Origin of the sequence: Hymenobacter sp. BT559, from assembly GCF_016427535.1 — a bacterium.
Classification (GTDB): Bacteria; Bacteroidota; Bacteroidia; order Cytophagales; family Hymenobacteraceae; genus Hymenobacter.
This window is the reverse complement of sequence record NZ_JAELXV010000003.1, coordinates 547,977-561,736: the sequence shown is the minus strand read 5'-3', so window position 1 is coordinate 561,736 and position 13,760 is coordinate 547,977. Positions and strand designations below refer to the sequence as shown.

Below are 13,760 nucleotides of genomic sequence, written 5' to 3'. Positions count from 1 at the left end.
GCTTAGGCAGACAGGCCGCTATTTCGCCTCCACCACTCTTACGTGAAGCTTTTTACTCTTTTTGCCGGTGCTGCTTTCAGCCTGACAACGCCGCTGGCCGCCCGGCCTGCCACCCAGCCAGATGCCCCCGGCCCCGCCACCCAACAACTCTCCCTTGGCCGCCACCGCGGCGCACTGTATTTCAGCTGGGGCTACAACCGCGACTGGTACACGCGCTCCGACATCCGGTTTCGCAATAGCACGACCGATGACTTCGACTTCACGTTTCACGACGCGAAGGCGCACGACCACATGAGCATGAGCGACTTCTGGAAGCCCAGCAACCTGACCGTGCCGCAGTACGACGCCACGGTGGGCTATATGTTTGGCGACAAGCACGACCTAGGTATCGAAATAGCCTGGAACCACCTCAAGTACGTGGTCGATGACAACCAAGTAATGCGGGCGGCGGGCCAGATTCGGGGCTTTCGTTTCGACCGCGACACGCTCGTGACGCCCGACTTTGTGCACTTGCAGCACACCAACGGCAACAACTATCTGATGGTGAACCTCGTGAAGCGGCAGCGCCTGCTCATGGGCAAGCACTTGGCCCTGAGCGCCATCGGTAAAGTGGGCGGCGGCCCCATGATTACCTACACCATTGCGTCGATTTTCACGAGCCACTCCGAAGGGCCCTTTCGCTACGAAGGCTGGGTCGCGGGCGCCAGCGCGGGCCTGCGCTTTGAGGTTTTTCGGTACTTCTTTTTGCAGTCCGACATGCAAGGCGCCTTCGCCAACTACACCAACTCGCGCATCGGCTACGACCGCCAAACGCTGGTGACGCACCGCTTTGGCTCGGCCCAGCTTACCTGCGCCCTCGGCTTCAACGTGCCGCTGTAGGTCAATGGTTAATTGTCAGTTGTTAATGATTAATTAGCCGGAGGGCGTCTACCGTGCTCGCCTGACTAATTAATCATTAACAACTGATAATTAACTATTTAAGCGTGCGCTACGTTGGCAGTGCGGTCTTGCGGGTACCACTGCGTGAGCGAATACACCAGCAAAAACACGATACCTGCGCCCACAAACAGGTTGCGGGCCGTGGTATTTTCGGCGAAGCCAAACAGCCAAGGCGAGGCAATGAACACGGGCCCGCTCACTAGCTCTAGCTTGCCATGCAGCCAGAAAGGAATAGCCTTAAACAGACCTAGGGGCATGTTGGTAAGCAGCGAGATAACCAGGTAGCCACCCGCCAAGATGTAGCACACCGTGGCATAGGCCCCGCCGAGGCCGAAGAGGCTGGGAGCTGCCGCAAAAAACGCGCAAGTCATGTAGTCGAGAATGCCGTGCACGGCTGGGGAAATGGGCTTCATAGCAGGAGAGGTAAGGGGGTGAAGTGGCCGTAGATACGGGCCGCCCTGGGCAAGGATATAGCCCAGCTTGCATTACAGCGCTGCTTTACAATAAATTACCCCGACTGTATCACCTAGGAGCTATCTCCTCATACTAGGCCCGCAAGGCGCTCGATGCCAGGGCCAAGCACTAGTTTATCATCGGCCCCGAGCCAGTCGGATAAAATACTGGCGTAGAGGCTGCGAAAATCAACTTGGTAGCGCAGGTCGCCTTGGTCGAGGTCGGCCAGACTGGCGGGGGCGTTGAGCAGGCCGGGCTTGCGCAGGGCGCCGCTGAGCAGAAACACGTTGTTGGCGGTGCCGTGGTCAGTGCCGTTGCTGGCATTCTGGATCACGCGCCGCCCAAACTCGCTGAATACCATCACCAAAGTATTGGCCCACTCGCCGCTCTTTTGCAAGTCGGCGGCCAGCGCGGTCAGGCCATCCGAGAGCTCGCCCAGCAGGCGGCCTTGCTGCTCGTGCTGCCGCACGTGGGTATCGAAACCGCTAAGCGCCAAGTAGTACACCCGCGACTCGACGCCCGAGGTAATCAGCTCGGCCGTGGTCTTGAGGTTGCGCCCTAGGTCGGTGTTGGGGTAGGTGGCGGTGCTGGTGTGCACCTTCGACTTTTGGTAGAGGTAGTCGGCCGACGATGCCGTTTCGGCCAGCGTTTTGTAGAGGTAGTCGAGCTCGGAGGTGGCCGCGGCTGGCGCCGCCTCCTGGCTTAGCTGGCTGAGGTAGCGGCTCTGAGTGAGCTGGTGAAACTTGCTGGGCGTCTTCACCGCCAGCCCTTTGCGCAGCTGGCCTTTGAGGGCCAGGCTGAGCGTGTCGTCTACTTCTAGAGCTTGGTAGGGCAAGGCGCAGCCCGCGCAGCTGCTATCGAGGTAGCGGCCGAGCCAGCCGGTAGTCAGCAGCTGGTCCGAACCCGAGCCGGTTTGCCAGATGTCCATGGAGCGGAAGTGCGAGCGGTCGGGGTTGGGGTAGCCCACGGCATTGAGCACGGCCAGCTGGCCCTGGTCGTAGAGGGCTTTGAGGCCGGTCATGCGGGGGTGCAGCCCTAGGTCGTCGCTGAGGGGCAAGATGCCCTCGGCCTGCTTGAGCGCCAGCGTAGGCCGCGCCTTGTAGTACAAGTCGTTGCGATATGGGATGATGGTATTCAACCCATCGTTGCCGCCGCTGAGCTGCACCACGATGAGGCGGCGCGCTTTGTCAGTAGGCGCATCGCGCAGCTGTGCCGCCAGCCGGGTTTCGGGCCGGTCGAGGGCGTGCAAAAATTTGGGCACCAGCAGCAGGGAGCTGGCTAAGGCAGACGATTGCAGAAAGTGGCGGCGTTGCATAAAGGCTTGTTTCAAAAGGTCATGCTTCGCTGCGCGCTGCATGACAGACGTTTTTATCAACTCAATTGATACTCGGGCAAGCTCAGCAAGCTGATAAGCGTGGTACGTAGCTGCTCCTCGGGTGTGGTGGCTTGGGCGGCGGCTTGCTGCACCAGGGCCAGGTTTTCGGGGCGTATGGGTACTTGCAGCAAGTGCTGCGCCAGCTGCCGGGGCTGCTCGGCCGCGCTGCTGCCACCTAGCAGCTGCTGCAGCGCGGCCAGCGGCAGGCGGGCGCCCACGGTGTTGCGCACGGTGCGCTCCTTGCCGGTGGTTTGGGGTGTGATATCGTTTTCGTCGTCCTTGAGGCGCACCGCAAACTCGGCGTTCTTGAACAGAATGGCCGGCAGCTGCAAGCGCAGCAGCAGCGACGACGAATCTATCCAGTTGCGGCCGCCGGGCCAGCCGGCCACGTTGGGCGGCATAAATAGCGTTTGGCCCAGCGCCTTCTGGTAGCCCAGCAGCGGCTGTACATTATCGACCTGCACGCCTAGGGTGCGGCGCAGGCCGGCAATCAACTCGACCGGCGACTTGATGCGCACGCCCACGTTGGTTGCGTCATAAAACCAAGGGGCCGAAAACAGCCGCTCGGCCAGGTCGGCAATGTCGTAGTGGCTGCGCCGAAAGGCCGCGGCTAGCGGCTCAATGTGCGCCGGATTGGGCACGTCGTTGACGAAGAAGCGGTACATCTTGGTGACCAGAAACGTGGCAGCCGCTGGCTGCTGCATGATGATGGCCAGCACGTCTTCGCCGCCTAGGTTACCGATGTGGCCTAAAAAGTTCTTGGGCCCATCGTCGTGCTGGCGCACCCGAAACACGAAGTTGTTTTGCCCATCATAGCTCCAGCCGGTGAAGGCGCGGGCGGCCTCCTTCACGTCGGCTTCGGAGTAGTTGCCCCGGCCCAAAGTAAATAGCTCCATCACCTCCCGGGCGAAGTTCTCGTTGGGGTGCTCTTTTTTATTCTGCTGATTATTCAGGAATTGCAGCATGGCCGGCTCGCGGCTCACGGCCAGCAGCAGGTCCGAAAACCGACCTAGGGCGTGCTGGCGAATAGTGTTGAGCAGCTGCAAGCTGTCGTCGGGCCGGCGCGTGCGGCAGGCAAAATGCCCGTGCCAGAACAGCGCCATCTTCTCGCGCAGTTGGCCGGGGCCGGTGGCCATGCGCTCCATCCAGGCAGTGCTCATGGCCGCAAAAGCGTCGCGAATGCCTTCGTTTTGCTGCTTGCGCTGCTCGGGCGTGAGGTCGCGGCGGCGCAGCACCGGTGCGGCAGGCCGACCCGCGGGCAGCGCCCCCGTGCGCGGGCTCAGCAGCGGCAGCTCGGCGGCCATTGCGGCTCCAGCCATGACAGGCGCCGGAGGCTGCACAGCCATCACGGCTCCTAGAGGGTCGGCGTAGTGCAAAGCTGGGCCCTCGATGGGCGTGTAGGACTCAGCCTCGCGCAGGAGCTGGCGCAAAGCCTTAGCTGGGCTGAGGCCGGCGGCAATATCGGCGGGGCGCGGGCCAAAGCCGGCGCGCCAATACAAGTGCTGAAGCTGCTGCGAGTTCATGCCGGGTAAGATGCAAGGCGAGTGCAGAGGTTTAATTTACTGCACGCCCAGCGCCGGCTACCTAAAGCATTCCCAAACTCGTGTGCAGAGCGTAGAGACGCAATACGTTGCGGCTGGTGTTAGAGTGCGATTGCTCAACAATATGAGACGCAAAGTATTGCGTCTTCACGCCTTTTAACGACAATCCTTCAATCTAATAACCGCTCTAGTACCGCACCGTCAAACCCACGAAATATTCGCGCTGGGTGCGGCCATTGAGGGCAATGTGGGTGCCCGCATCAAGCTGAAAATTGTCGGTCACGTTGAAGGTCGGCGCCACGTTGAGCTGTGCGTGCCAGCGGTGCTGCTCGCTGTTCCAGGGAAAAGCGCCCTCCACGAGCAAACCTAGCTTCTCGCCAAACTGCCGGTCGAGCGCCACCGAGGGCATGAGGCGCACGTAGCGCTGGCCTTCTTCGGGGTCGTAATCAAGGTCACTTTCGAACTGAGCTTCCAAGTTATAGGTCTTGCCTATCTCTATGTCAACGGGCAGCACAATGCCGTATTCGGGCCGGGCATTGCTGACGCCCGTAGCGCCGGTGGGCAGCCGCACAAAGCCAATTATGCTGGCGGCTAATGGGCCCTCCTGGTCGTCGCCCAAAAAGTTGTGTTTGAGGCGCACAGCCACGTCGCCAAAGCCGCGCTGGTTTTCCCACTCGCTAGCGTCGTCGGGCCGCTGCTTTTGGGCGGCATAAAAAGGCAGCTCAACCTGCAAATCCGTTTTGCGGCTCAGCCCAAGCTTCACGAGGGCGTAGGCGGCGCGCCAGGTACGCTTCTGCGGGTCGTCTTCCGAACCGGGCTCGTTGATGAGGCGCCCCAGGTCGGTTTCAAGTTGAAAATGGCCGGCGTCAACGGTAAAGGGGCTTTCGGTGGTGCCGGGGCGGTCGGGCCGCAGGGGGCGCAGGCGGTTGCGCGGCACGGGCTTGCGCCAGCTAAAATGCGCTGAGTCGTAGGGGCTCGGAAACTTGGGGTGGTTGTCGTCGCTGGATTGTGCCCAACCGGCCAAGGGCAGGCCTGCCAGCAGCACGATTACTAGGGTAATAAATTGCTTCATGGGCGGCAAGTACGCAGAAAAGGCGGTGGCAGCTACCTAGGGCGGGCCTGCACCTGAACTGTTATGGCGGGCAGAAACGGGCTTAGCCCAAAACCAGTCAGGCCAGTACTTACTCAGACGCAGCAGCTTCTATATTTACCGTCAGCTACTCTCACCCTCGCTTTTCCTATGCGCCGCTTTTTTCGCACTTGCTACGGCCAGTTGCTCCGGTTCTAATTGCAGTGCTGTCATTGGCCGGACCGGCAGCCTGGGCCCAAAAGTCGCCCGCTGGTGAGCCGCGCTTTGTAAGCGGCCCCGACTCGCTGCGCGCGCTACTGAGCCGTGTGCAGCAGCAGGCTAACCCGGAGCTACGAGGTCAATTGTTTTTGAAGCTGGACCTGAATAAGGATGGCGTGCCTAGCAAAGCTTCCTATATAGTATCCGATTCGGCCCCCGCACGGGCACTGGCTCGCAACAAAGACGCGCAGGCTAGCGCTCAAAAGCTGCTCAGCCAACTGCCACCGTGGCAACTAAACCCTGACCCGGCTAATGAGGTGGCTCCGACCATGATACTACCGCTTACGTTTGGGCCAGTTGCCGCGCCGCTCCCCCTGCTTTACAGCGATGAGAAGCCAGTTTTTCCCTTCGCAACCAGTTCCCGCGTTCCGCGTGGTGCTGCCGATGCGGCCATTGACTATATCCAGCGGAGCTTTCGCTACCCTGCCCAAGACCTTCGCAATGGGGTGCAAGGCACAGTCTACCTATACTACGAGGTAAGCGAAACCGGTGCCATCGAGCAGCGCCGCGTGGTGGGCAGCCTGAGTTATAGCATCGATGCCGAAGCCCTGCGCGCGCTGCAAACGCTACCTAACGCCACCACCCCGCCGCGCCACCAGGGCCGGCCGGTGCGCGTAGCTTACATAGCCCCTATCAATTTGAGGATTATGTAACCTAGGGCTGTGTCTCAAACACGGCACTAGCCAGCGCCAGTACCGCCCGGCGCGTAGCCTCTGGCTGCTCGAGGTACGAGAGGTGGCCGCTACCTTCCAAAAACAGCCCGGTGCCCACCGGGGCCAGGGCTGCCTGGGCTACCGAGTCGGCCAGGGGCACGGCTACGTCGTGCTTGCCGGCCACCACCAGCACCGGAAAGCGGGCGGCGCGCAGCACGGCCGTGCGGTCGGGCCGGGCGGCCATGCCGCGCAGGCCGCCCACCAGCGTGGTTTCGGGCGTAGCCTTGCCGATGTCTTCGAGCAGGGCGCGGGCCTCGGGCAGGCGGTCGCGGTTGGCGGGCGCGAAGAGCGGGCGCACGAAGCTGTCCATGAACTTGTCTACACCATGGCGCTCCACAAAGCCAATGTTCTTCTCGCGGTTCTGGCGCTTCTCGTCGGTGTCGGCGTAGGCCGTGGAGTTGATGAGCGCCAAGCCCGCTACGCGCTCGGGGTAGCGCTGGGCCACGGCCAGGGCCACGTAGCCGCCCATGCTGTGGCCCACTAGCAGCACCGGCTCGGTGGCATTGCGGCGCCCTAAGTGCTCAATCACGTAGCGCGCCTGGGCCTCCATCGAGAAGTCGGGCACCGGGGCCAAACTAGTGCCGTGGCCCAGCAGGTTGGGCGCCAGCAGGCGGTAAGCAGCCGGAAAAGGACGAGTAAATTCGGTCCAAACTTCGCGGCTTTCGGCAAAGCCGTGCAAGAAAACAACAGTGGGCTGGGCAGTGGGCATAAGCAAAAATAGCCACCTAGGCGCAGGCGCAGCCAGGGGCCGCAACCTTACGTCCTTCTTCGCAGTTGGCAGCAAGGCAAGCCACCCGTTTCTACTTCTGTTTTTTCTTTCTTTGTTCCTATGAATTTTACCTATTCCCGCCTTTTGCTCGGCACGGCCGCCCTTGCGGGCAGCGCGTTGCTCTACGCCAGCCAAACCAACGTACGCGTGGCGCCCGACCCCGACAACGCCGGCCTGAAGCTGCCCGCGGGCTTCGGTGCCCTCAAAGTAGCCGAAACCGGCGGTAAAGCTCGCCATATCGCTATTACCCCGCAGGGCGTTATCTACGTGAAGCTCAACCGGGTGAAAGATGGCAAGGGCATTTTGGTGCTGCACAGCCAGCCCACCGGTAAAGCCTCCGTAACCAGCGGCTTTGGCGACTACGGCGGCACGGGCATGTACGTAAAGAGCGGCTACCTCTATGCCTCCTCCGACCACGACGTATACCGCTACAAGCTCGACGAGCGCGGCGAGGTAGTAGACCCCACCAAGGGCGAGCTACTGGTACGCGGCCTCAAAGTAGGCAGCCAGCACGAGTCAAAATCCATCGTGCTCGACAACGATAACAACCTGTATGTGAACGTAGGCGCCTACGCCAACGCTTGCCAGGAGCAAGACCGCACCCGCGGCTCGAAAGGCATTCCCAATTGCCCCATCCTAGACTCGGCGGGCGGCATCTGGCAGTTCAAAGCCAGCCAGCTCAACCAGCGCTACGCCCAGGGCACCCGCTACGCCACCGGCCTGCGCAATGTGGTGGGCCTCGACTGGAACCCGCAAGACAACCAGCTCTTTGTGATGCAGCACGGCCGCGACCAACTGCACGACAACTGGCCTGCCCTCTACACCGACCAGCAGTCGGCCACGCTGCCCGCCGAGTGCATGTACGCCCTCAGCAAGGGCTCTAATGCCGGCTGGCCTTATATCTACTACGACCCCCAGCGCAAGGAAGTAATGCAGGGCCCCGAGTACGGCGGCGATGGCAAAACGCCCGCCAAGGGCGACTACCTCAAGCCCGCCGCTGCCTACCCCGCCCACATGGCGCCCAACGGCCTACTGTTTTACACCGGCAATATGTTCCCGGCCAAGTACCGCAATGGCGCCTTCATCGCCTTCCACGGCTCTTGGAACCGTGCCCCCGAGCCACAGGCTGGCTACATGGTGGCCTTCCAGCCCTTCAAGGATGGCAAGCCTAGCGGTCAGTGGGAGGTATTTGCCGATAACTTCTCGGGCTCGGCCGAGAAAACCGCTTCGGGCCGCGCCGACCACCGCCCCTGCGGCCTCGCCCAGGGTCCCGATGGCTCGCTTTATGTCAGCGACGACTCGAAGGGCACTATTTACCGCATTGTGTACAACGCCAAAAAATGATTTTCAGCAAGCAATTTTTCCTAGGTATCGCCCTACTAGCCTGCGCGGGCCTTACGCTGCAAGCCCAGCACCGCCCTGCTGCTAAGGCGCCAGCTAAAGCTTCGGCTAAAACCGCCGCCGACCCCGCCTTGGCAGCGTCGCTCACGCGGGGCGCCGTGGTGTACAAAAACGTGTGCATCACCTGCCACCAGGCCGATGGCGGCGGCTTGCCTCCCATCAACCCGCCCCTCATTAAAACCCAGTACGTGCTCGGCGACAAAGCGCGCCTGTCGCACATCGTGCTGGCCGGCCTGGCCGAGCACATCGAAATTGATGGGGAGGAGTACAAGCAACCAATGCCCGCCCAGGCCCACCTCACCGACCAGCAGATTGCCGACGTGCTCACCTATGTCCGCAATAGCTTCGGCAACAAAGCCAGCGCTGTGCAGGTAGCCGAGGTAAAAGCTGTGCGCGCTACTCTCAAGTAATATATCAAACACAGGCGCCCCGAGTGGATTGCTGCGCTTAGCAGCAGCCTACTCGGGGCGCCGTATTTTTGGGCCTCCCTACCCCGCCCGGCGCGTATGCAACTGCTTTATCTGGTGTTTGGCACCAACATCCAGAACCACTTTCAGGCGCATTTTTCTATCCTCACGTTTTTGCGACAAGGGCAAGGCGACTTGCGCATCACGGTGATGACCGATGCGCCGGACTTTTACCGGCACCTAGGCGACGCTATCGCGGTGCAGGTGGTGGAGGCGGCCACGCTGCGCGAGTGGGAAGGCGAGTTCAAGTTCTTCTGGCGGGTTAAAATCAAGGCCTTGGAACTGGCGGCGCGGCAGTTCCCCGAGTTGCCGCTGCTTTACCTCGATACCGATACCTTTCTCTATGGCTCGCTGCCTGCTCTGCGGCAGCACCTAGGCACCGGCCAAGCCCTAATGCACGAGCCCGAGGGCCTGCTGTCGCAGTTGCCCAGCAAGACCGAGCGCCGCATGTGGCAGCAGGTGCAAGGGCAGTCGTTTGGGGGCGTGGCTATTACGGCGCAGCACGCCATGTGGAATGCGGGTGCTGTGGGCGTACCGGCTCAGCGCAACCAAGAGGCCATTGCGCTGGCCCTAGGTATCTGCGACGACCTATGCCGCCGCCAAGTCACGCCCCGGCTCATCGAGCAGTTTGCGCTGTCGGTGGCGCTGGCCGAAACCTACGGCTTACAGCCAGCCCGGCCCTACATCGGCCATTACTGGAGCACCAAGGAAATGTGGAGTGAACTCATCGGCCGCTTTTTGCTGACTTCGCACTTACAAAACCGAACCTTGGCCGAGGACCTGGCTGCGCTCGACACTCTTGATTTCAAGGCGTTTCCCATCAAGCAACACGTGCGCAGCACCCTAGGGCGCCTCGACGACCTCACCCGCCGCCTACTGCCCCCACGCAATGTGGAGTATGTGGGCGACTAGGCGGGCGCCTAGCAGCGGTAAGCTCAACATAACCTGCTGGCATGGTTCAAGGTAAGCGGTAGTCTACTCCATTTCCTCACCATGACTGACTTTGCCGCTTCGGCCGCCTCGCGCCGCGAATTTCTCCGGACCCTCTCGCTAGGCGCTGGCGCTACTTTATTAGCCCCCAGCCTTCTGGCAGCGCCACCCGAGCGCAAGCTGGGGGTGGCACTGCTGGGCCTAGGCAAGTATAGCAGCGGCCAACTGGCGCCGGCCTTGCAGCAAACCAAGCTCTGCCGCCTGGCGGGCATCGTCACGGGCTCGCCCGAAAAAGCAGCTAAGTGGAAGCAGCAGTACCAGCTCGCCGATAAGAATATCTACGATTACAAAACCTTTGACCGCATTGCGGACAACCCGGATATTGATATCGTGTACGTGGTGACGCCCAATGCCTTACACGCCGAGTACGCGGTGCGCGCCGCGCAGGCTGGCAAGCACGTCATTTGCGAAAAGCCGATGGCTACCACCGTGGCCGACGCCCGCCGCATGATAGCCGCTAGTCAGAAAGCCGGCAAAAAACTGAGCATCGGCTACCGACTGCACTTCGAGCCGCACAACCAAGCCATGATGCACCTAGGGCAAACCCAGGCCTACGGACCGCTCAAGCACTTGGTGTCCGACAACGGCTTTCGGTTCGGCAACGACACGCCGTGGCGCGTGGATAAGGCGCTGGCGGGCGGCGGGCCGCTCATGGACATGGGCATTTACAGCCTGCAAGGCTGCATTTATACCAAAGGCCAGGTACCCATTGCGGTCACGGCCAAGTTCGACCCTAAGACCGACACGCAGCTCTTTAAGGATGTGGAAGCGGGCCTCAAGTGGCAGTTACAATTTGCCGATGGCTCCACGGCCGATTGCCACACCAGCTACGCCGAAAACCTGGCCGGTCGCCTACGCGCCGAGGCGGCTAATGGCTGGTTTGAGCTGCAGCCGGCCTTCGGCTACGGCGGTCTGGCAGGCAGTACCAGCAAAAACGATGGCAAGCTCGACCTGCCTAACATCAACCAACAAGCCGCCCAAATGGACGACTTTGCCGACTGTGTGCTACACAATAAGCCCACCCGCGTGCCCGGCGAAATGGGCTTGCGCGATGTGCAGTTGCTACTAGCTATTTACCGTGCTGCCGAAACTGGCCAGAAAGTAGCCACCACCGATGTGCAGAAGCTTATCGACCGTACCAACGCCCGCTAAGCTACCTAGGGCCGCTTAGTTGCGCGGCGCTACCGGAAATTGCTCGAACATGGTAGCCACTGCCTTATCAATCTGCTTAGCCGATTTGATAGGTTTGCGCGACAAAATGCTGGTCGTGGTGCCCTGCCACACCTGCTCCTTGCGGGCGGCATCTACAATATCAATGGTGGCGGTACCTTCCTGGTACTGGCCCACCGGTATATCGCGTGCATCCCAGTGGTAGCGCCGCTGCCCAATGTACTGGGGCGCACCATCAAATCGAAAGTTGGTTTCCCGCGTCTGGATTTTCTGTTGCGTCACGATGCCGATGTTCACCCACAAGTCGGGCTGCTCGGCCTGCTGAAAGCCGCGGCGCGTCATCTCAGCCGTTACCGCCCGCTTCAGGTCAAAAATACCGGTGCCCGAGTTCTGAAATGCCGAGTCGTTGCGGGCCACTGCGTCCATAAAGCCATAGGTTTTATAGGTAGCGAAGTTGATACCCGTTTTCTGGTCTACCTGCGCCAGTCGCTCGTTGGTAGAGCAGGCCGCCAAGCTGAATGCTAGGGCCAGCAACGGCAGTTTTAGAGAAGTTGGCAAGGCGCGCATAAGCAAGAAGTTCACGAGTGTAGTGCAAGTCAATAGCTTATACGGCTGCTCTAGGGATACCGTCTACCAAGCCCAGCGGCAAAAGGCCCAGCCTGTGCAGTGATTACTCGCACGGGCTGGGCCTTTTGGTTCAATCAATTAGCACTCTTAGGTCTACGAAAAGCCCAGCACCGGGTGCGGCTGGTACGGTTCCTCCAGACGCTTTATCTCGTCGGCGCTCAGTTTCACGTCGATAGCCGCCACGGCATCTTCGAGGTGGCCGGGCTTGCTGCCCCCCACAATGGGCGCCGTAATTGCGGGCTTCGAGAGCATCCAAGCCAGCGCTATTTGCGCATTGGGCAAACCCCGCTCTTGGGCAATCTCCGTCACGCGGTCGGCCACCGCAAAATCGTCGTCACGGCCATAAAGGCTTTTCCCAAAAGCATCCGTTTTAGCGCGCTCCGTCTCGTTGCGCGCCTTGCTACGCCCACCCGTGAGCAGCCCCCGCGCCAGCGGCGACCACGGAATCACGCCAATGCCCTGGTTCTGGCACAGCGGCAGCATCTCGCGCTCTTCCTCACGGTACACCAAGTTGTAGTGCGGCTGCATACTCACAAAGCGCGTCCAGCCGTGCTTATCAGCTAGGTACAGCGCCTGCGCAAATTGCCACGCGTACATCGACGAGGCCCCAATATAGCGCGCCTTGCCGGCCTTCACCACGTCGTGTAGGGCCTCCAGCGTTTCCTCAATGGGCGTATCGTAGTCCCAGCGGTGTATCTGATACAAGTCCACATAATCGGTACCTAGGCGCTGCAAACTCGCGTCGATAGCGCTCATAATGTGCTTGCGCGATAGTCCCTTTTGGTTGGGCCCCGGCCCCATGGGGTTAAATACCTTCGTAGCCAGCACTACTTCATCACGCTTAGCAAAGTCGCGCAGGGCTCGGCCCACTACTTCCTCACTAGCGCCGTTTGAGTACACATCGGCCGTATCGAAGAAGTTGATACCCAATTCCAGCGCTTTCTGAATAAAGGGCCGGCTCTGCTCCTCATTCAAAGCCCAGGGCCAGCGGTCAGTAGGTGTGCCGTAGGTCATGGTGCCCAGGCATATTTTAGAAACGTGCAGGCCCGTGGCCCCCAATCGAGTAAATTCCATAGCGTAGCAGGCCGCCGCAAGCAGACCAGATAGTTCAGTACCTGTATACGGCCATGTCGCCTAGATGGCGTTAATCAAGCTACGCTGGGCTATCTGCCTTTACTATCAAACGTAATACCTGCCTTCATTTGACTTTATAAAAACAGCCACCTATTAGAAGAGCACTTAGCATTTGCTAAGTGCTCTTCTAATAGGTGGCTGTTTTTAATACCTAGTATTTATTCCTTAGAGCGACCAGGCTTGCTTTTAGGTGTACCGTCTTTTTTTCTGCCATACGGCGCTTCAGCATCAACTTCTACTGCTTCGCGCGGTGTACGAGCTTTACGCTCTTTTACGGTAGGAATGTAATCGTCGCTCAGTAGAGCTTCAGCCTCTTCCAATGCGCTTTGTAAGTTGACTACCAAGGAGGATACTTTACGCAACGCTCTTTTAACATCCGCTTTGAAAGCATCTGCTTTTTGCGCATTATCCAGCACTTGTTGTAATTGGGCGAGGTCTACTGCCATCAGAAGAAGAATCTTTTATGAGTTAATAATGCAAAACAACAAAAGTTTTATCATACCGACAAATATGTTATTGTTTTCTTTTTCAACAGTAATACATACGCTCGTTACAGATTCATCCAACTTATTTATTCAAAGCAGCTTTTTAGCTAGACACATAGGTAATCAATAATCTAGATTCCAGCCTATTTCAATAAAATGAGCCGCTTCTTTATTCTAATGAGCCACTGCAATTTAGATAAATCAGCTCAAAAGTTTCTTTTAAATATAAACCAAACATAGGACTAACCACAACCTTGCTCCCATACCGAAAAGGATGTGCATCTACATAACTATCACGCTCTATATCCACTCAGTTAGTACTCACTCACCGTATCTATTCTCCACACT

At 59.5% G+C, this 13,760-nt stretch carries 14 protein-coding genes; 6 read left to right on the top strand and 8 right to left on the bottom strand.

Features of this window, described 5'->3' with window-relative positions:
- Nucleotides 1-42 precede the first annotated feature (42 nt).
- Nucleotides 43-879 (top strand): hypothetical protein, encoded by an 837-nt coding sequence (locus JAO77_RS13135; protein ID WP_370550196.1) that lies wholly within the window; start codon nt 43-45, stop codon nt 877-879.
- Between the two features lie 98 nt (nt 880-977).
- On the opposite strand, the gene JAO77_RS13130 is transcribed toward JAO77_RS13135, so the two are convergent.
- The 4 genes from JAO77_RS13130 to JAO77_RS13115 all read right to left on the bottom strand — a co-directional run bounded on the left by JAO77_RS13130 (nt 978) and on the right by JAO77_RS13115 (nt 5,380).
- Nucleotides 978-1,352: an SPW repeat domain-containing protein gene (locus tag JAO77_RS13130; RefSeq protein ID WP_198990823.1), complete on the bottom strand. Its 375-nt coding sequence runs from the start codon at nt 1,350-1,352 to the stop codon at nt 978-980.
- A gap of 128 nt (nt 1,353-1,480) precedes the next feature.
- A complete protein-coding gene (locus JAO77_RS13125; RefSeq protein WP_198990822.1) occupies nt 1,481-2,707 on the bottom strand; it encodes a DUF1501 domain-containing protein in 1,227 nt (408 codons plus the stop codon).
- A 56-nt stretch (nt 2,708-2,763) separates the two neighbouring features.
- Entirely contained in the window at nt 2,764-4,290 is a 1,527-nt protein-coding gene (locus tag JAO77_RS13120; RefSeq protein WP_198990821.1) for a DUF1800 domain-containing protein, read from the bottom strand.
- A 205-nt stretch (nt 4,291-4,495) separates the two neighbouring features.
- On the bottom strand, nt 4,496-5,380 hold the full coding sequence (locus tag JAO77_RS13115; protein ID WP_198990820.1) for a transporter: 885 nt from the start codon (nt 5,378-5,380) through the stop codon (nt 4,496-4,498).
- 221 nt (nt 5,381-5,601) lie between these two features.
- Between JAO77_RS13115 and JAO77_RS13110 the strand changes: the two genes are divergently transcribed.
- Nucleotides 5,602-6,309 (top strand): energy transducer TonB, encoded by a 708-nt coding sequence (locus JAO77_RS13110; protein ID WP_198990819.1) that lies wholly within the window; start codon nt 5,602-5,604, stop codon nt 6,307-6,309.
- A 1-nt stretch (nt 6,310) separates the two neighbouring features.
- On the opposite strand, the gene JAO77_RS13105 is transcribed toward JAO77_RS13110, so the two are convergent.
- Nucleotides 6,311-7,078 (bottom strand): alpha/beta fold hydrolase, encoded by a 768-nt coding sequence (locus tag JAO77_RS13105; RefSeq protein ID WP_198990818.1) that lies wholly within the window; start codon nt 7,076-7,078, stop codon nt 6,311-6,313.
- Nucleotides 7,079-7,198: 120 nt separating this feature from the next.
- Here JAO77_RS13105 and JAO77_RS13100 point away from each other — a divergent pair, with 120 nt between their 5' ends.
- From JAO77_RS13100 to JAO77_RS13085, 4 genes are all read left to right on the top strand, one after another.
- A complete protein-coding gene (locus JAO77_RS13100; RefSeq protein WP_198990817.1) occupies nt 7,199-8,482 on the top strand; it encodes a PQQ-dependent sugar dehydrogenase in 1,284 nt (427 codons plus the stop codon).
- Complete coding sequence (locus JAO77_RS13095) at nt 8,479-8,949, top strand: c-type cytochrome (RefSeq protein WP_198990816.1); 471 nt, start codon at nt 8,479-8,481, stop codon at nt 8,947-8,949. Before JAO77_RS13100 ends, JAO77_RS13095 begins: the two co-directional genes overlap by 4 nt.
- 96 nt (nt 8,950-9,045) lie before the next feature.
- On the top strand, nt 9,046-9,918 hold the full coding sequence (locus JAO77_RS13090) for a hypothetical protein (RefSeq protein WP_198990815.1): 873 nt from the start codon (nt 9,046-9,048) through the stop codon (nt 9,916-9,918).
- 81 nt (nt 9,919-9,999) lie between these two features.
- Nucleotides 10,000-11,148, top strand: coding sequence for a Gfo/Idh/MocA family protein (locus JAO77_RS13085; protein ID WP_198990814.1), 1,149 nt, complete (start codon nt 10,000-10,002; stop codon nt 11,146-11,148).
- A 15-nt stretch (nt 11,149-11,163) separates the two neighbouring features.
- Here JAO77_RS13085 and JAO77_RS13080 read toward each other — a convergent pair whose 3' ends face one another.
- From JAO77_RS13080 to JAO77_RS13070, 3 genes are all read right to left on the bottom strand, one after another.
- A complete protein-coding gene (locus JAO77_RS13080; RefSeq protein ID WP_198990813.1) occupies nt 11,164-11,724 on the bottom strand; it encodes a DUF4136 domain-containing protein in 561 nt (186 codons plus the stop codon).
- A gap of 162 nt (nt 11,725-11,886) precedes the next feature.
- On the bottom strand, nt 11,887-12,867 hold the full coding sequence (locus tag JAO77_RS13075; protein ID WP_198990812.1) for an aldo/keto reductase: 981 nt from the start codon (nt 12,865-12,867) through the stop codon (nt 11,887-11,889).
- Between the two features lie 218 nt (nt 12,868-13,085).
- On the bottom strand, nt 13,086-13,373 hold the full coding sequence (locus tag JAO77_RS13070; RefSeq protein WP_198990811.1) for a hypothetical protein: 288 nt from the start codon (nt 13,371-13,373) through the stop codon (nt 13,086-13,088).
- Between the last annotated feature and the right edge of the window lie 387 nt (nt 13,374-13,760).

Coding starts and splice junctions, on each gene's coding strand:
- JAO77_RS13130 (WP_198990823.1), bottom strand. CDS start 1,352: ATGAAGCCCATTTCCCCAGCCGTGCACGGCATTCTCGACTACATGACT.
- JAO77_RS13125 (WP_198990822.1), bottom strand. CDS start 2,707: ATGCAACGCCGCCACTTTCTGCAATCGTCTGCCTTAGCCAGCTCCCTG.
- JAO77_RS13120 (WP_198990821.1), bottom strand. CDS start 4,290: ATGAACTCGCAGCAGCTTCAGCACTTGTATTGGCGCGCCGGCTTTGGC.
- JAO77_RS13115 (WP_198990820.1), bottom strand. CDS start 5,380: ATGAAGCAATTTATTACCCTAGTAATCGTGCTGCTGGCAGGCCTGCCC.
- JAO77_RS13105 (WP_198990818.1), bottom strand. CDS start 7,078: ATGCCCACTGCCCAGCCCACTGTTGTTTTCTTGCACGGCTTTGCCGAA.
- JAO77_RS13100 (WP_198990817.1), top strand. CDS start 7,199: ATGAATTTTACCTATTCCCGCCTTTTGCTCGGCACGGCCGCCCTTGCG.
- JAO77_RS13095 (WP_198990816.1), top strand. CDS start 8,479: ATGATTTTCAGCAAGCAATTTTTCCTAGGTATCGCCCTACTAGCCTGC.
- JAO77_RS13090 (WP_198990815.1), top strand. CDS start 9,046: ATGCAACTGCTTTATCTGGTGTTTGGCACCAACATCCAGAACCACTTT.
- JAO77_RS13085 (WP_198990814.1), top strand. CDS start 10,000: ATGACTGACTTTGCCGCTTCGGCCGCCTCGCGCCGCGAATTTCTCCGG.
- JAO77_RS13075 (WP_198990812.1), bottom strand. CDS start 12,867: ATGGAATTTACTCGATTGGGGGCCACGGGCCTGCACGTTTCTAAAATA.
- JAO77_RS13070 (WP_198990811.1), bottom strand. CDS start 13,373: ATGGCAGTAGACCTCGCCCAATTACAACAAGTGCTGGATAATGCGCAA.